The sequence below is a fragment of the Armatimonas sp. genome (assembly GCF_031410135.1).
Taxonomy (GTDB): Bacteria; Armatimonadota; Armatimonadia; order Armatimonadales; family Armatimonadaceae; genus Armatimonas.
The window spans coordinates 1-2,756 of the sequence record NZ_JANNYP010000334.1; the positions used below are offsets into that span (position 1 = coordinate 1).

The window sequence follows — 2,756 nt, forward strand, 5'->3', positions numbered from 1 at the left end:
CCAGTCCTCGTAGTAGCCGGGGAGCAGCTCTCCGGTGCATTTTTCGAGGGCGAGTGCTAGCAGTGGGGCGTGCTCGGGGGTGTTGCGTGCCTGCGCGGCGACTCGGAGTGCCTGCTCGAACTCGGCGACATCGGTGGTGAAGGCCTCGGGGTTAAGCTCGACGGTGAAGCGATCTGCGATGATGACGCCGCCTGCAGAGACTCCCGGTGGCTCCAGCAGGCTTCTGAGGCTTGAGAGGGCGTGGCTGAGGTTGTGCCTGCCAGACTCTGGGGCTGTCTCTGGCCAGAAGAGCTCGATGAGGACTTCTCGCGAGTGGCTCTGCTGTTTGTGGTAGGCAAGATACGCCAGCAAAGCTCCGGTCTTCTGAGTACGAAAGCGGGTGATGACGCGCTCCGCTTGGCGGAGGCGCAGTCCACCGAAAAGTTGGATGTTCCAGGGCTCGTTCATGGGGATACTCTACCGGCTAACTCTCCCAAATATCTCCCAAACATTTTCCCGCTACCGCCAGCGCTGCCATTCTAGGCCGGGTTTGTCTACGCGGAACTGAACAAGGCGCATTTGTTTGGCTTCGGTGACATAGGCCGTGCGACCATCGGGGCCGCCGAAGCAGATGTTGGTGGGGTGCTCGCCTAGGACATCAATTTCCTTGAGCACAATGCCTTTTGGTGAGAGCTTGACGACCGTTCCCTTACCATGGCGCGTGGCGTAGAGGTTGCCGTCTACATCGCAGCGCATGCCGTCGAAGCCAAAGTCCTCGAATTTCTTGAAGAGGCGCTTGTTTCTGAGCGAGCCATCGGGCGCGATCTCAAAGGTCCAGATGTTGCGCTGGACGCTCTCGTTGACATAGAGCGTCTTGCCATTGGGGCTGACTTCAATACCGTTGGTGGTTCCCATATTAGCGGCTTCAAGGATCGTCTTGCCGTCTTTGGTGATCCGCCAGAGCTGGCCGGTGCTGTTTGCCCAGCTTGGGTCGCTGGCATAGAGCGTTCCATTCGAGGCGATGGCAATATCGTTGGGCTGGTTCATGGCGTCGTTGTGTGCGAACACACTGATAGCCCGAGTTGCCATGTCTACCTGAAGAATATTGTGATCCGTGTAATCGGCGATATACATCTTGCCTGTTTTGTCAAAACGGATTCCATTGCCCGCGCTTTTCTCGGGGAGCGTTACAAATAGCTCCGCCTTTCCCTCGGGCGTTACTTTTGCAATCCCACGCTTGTCGCGAAAGCTCACGCAGTAGATATTGCCGTCGCGATCACAGGCCGGGCCTTCGATTCCTGTGGTAAAGTCCCCCTGGGTGAGAGGCGTCGCCACGAAAAGTGTCTCTTGCATGGCTGCATTTTAACATGAAGCTATTGAACCGTTGGGGAGTCTGAGAGAACAAAGATTGGGTAAGGAGAATGGGTGCAATGCAGCGGAAGACATTTCTCGCGCTCACGGGCGGCACACTGGTCTCAGCGGGTACTGGCTGGAAGGCTTGGGCACAGGGTAAGCAACCGGAAAAACCGGTGATAGTTGCTCCAAAGCGTTCTAATACCTACACTCCCAAAAAGCCTCAGGAGCTAGCGGGCCCGATCCGTCAACGCTATGGTCTGATTGAAGAGCGTCCCGGAGTGCGGGTCTACTCGCCTTACGCCGATGAAATACGGGCGGCGGCTTTCGCGGGAGAGATCGAGTGGGTCGCGACTCCCCATGAGATCCGGCGGGTAGATCGAAAGCGCAACGAGGTACGGGTCTACAGCACCGATGATGGCTTGCCCCCGAGTGAGCTTTTAGCGCTTGTGGGCGACGAACAAGAGGCCTTTGCGCTGACGATGGACAGTGCGGGGATGTATCTGCTTTGCTTTTTTGATGCGGCGAAGCAGCTCTGGCAGACAGCTCCTCTTGAGAAATTTCCTTTTGGCTATGTCAATAATGCCATGGTTCAGGGAAAATCGCTCCTTGTGCTGGGAGAGCGCTATGTCGCCTGCATTCCCTGGTACAACGAGCTTCGGAACAACCAAGCGCAGGGCAGGCTTTCCCCGTTTATGGTCTTTGATCGCAAGTCGCGGAAGGTCACTTCGGGCGCGTGGGATCCGGCGATTCTGGCGGATCAGCGTCACCTTGAGGTGTGGGCTGTGGCGCTGGTCGGCGAGACTCTCTGGCTAGGGACACAGATCGGTGTGCTGGGAGCACCGCTGCGAGCGAGCGAAACACCTCTTTCGTGGGAGCGCTGGCTGCCTGACCGAGCCATCCACGGTGGCACAAAACTCTCTGAGGGACGGCTGGTGCTGGCGACCACGGATCGGGATGGCGACAACAATCCGTGCATCGAGACACTCGATCTCAAGACGGGGAAAGCCACGGCGCTTCCACACTTAACCGAGCGTGTGGACGGCTACCGTCTGGCAAACGCACAAATCATCGCCACGTCGGATACTACTCTTTGGTTTGTGGGAGCGCTGGGACTGAATGTTCAGCGCCTCTCTCCGGGGAAAACGGCTTGGGAGAAAGTCGCTTGCAGCGATGCCCTGCCAGGGCGTCCCTCGATGTTTTCAGGAGTGATGCCCAAGCTCGCCGATGAGAAAACCCTCCCGGATGTGGTGGCGGGAGCAATTGCCTGCCAGGTGCGACGGAGCGAAGCATATAGCCGTAACGCTACTTCGGAGGTCATTGGGCAGGAGTTTTGGCTACAGCAGCGGTTCTGGCGCTGGTGTAGCCCGGATCACTCTGCTGAACTACCCGACGAGCTACAAGGCAGATTCGGAGGATTTGGC

The 2,756-nt window shown here is 57.8% G+C and carries 2 protein-coding genes and 1 pseudogene; 1 reads left to right on the forward strand and 2 read right to left on the reverse strand.

Annotated features, from left to right (window positions below):
• Positions 1-447, reverse strand: a pseudogene (locus RMO15_RS12165) (winged helix-turn-helix domain-containing protein); the annotation flags it as partial.
• A gap of 51 nt (positions 448-498) precedes the next feature.
• Positions 499-1,332 carry an SMP-30/gluconolactonase/LRE family protein gene (locus RMO15_RS12170; protein ID WP_309712658.1) on the reverse strand — a complete coding sequence of 278 codons (834 nt, stop codon included), beginning with the start codon at positions 1,330-1,332 and terminating at the stop codon, positions 499-501.
• A gap of 77 nt (positions 1,333-1,409) precedes the next feature.
• Between RMO15_RS12170 and RMO15_RS12175 the strand changes: the two genes are divergently transcribed.
• Positions 1,410-2,756 (forward strand): hypothetical protein (locus tag RMO15_RS12175; RefSeq protein ID WP_309712663.1); only part of this gene is annotated, 1,347 nt, incomplete at its 3' end.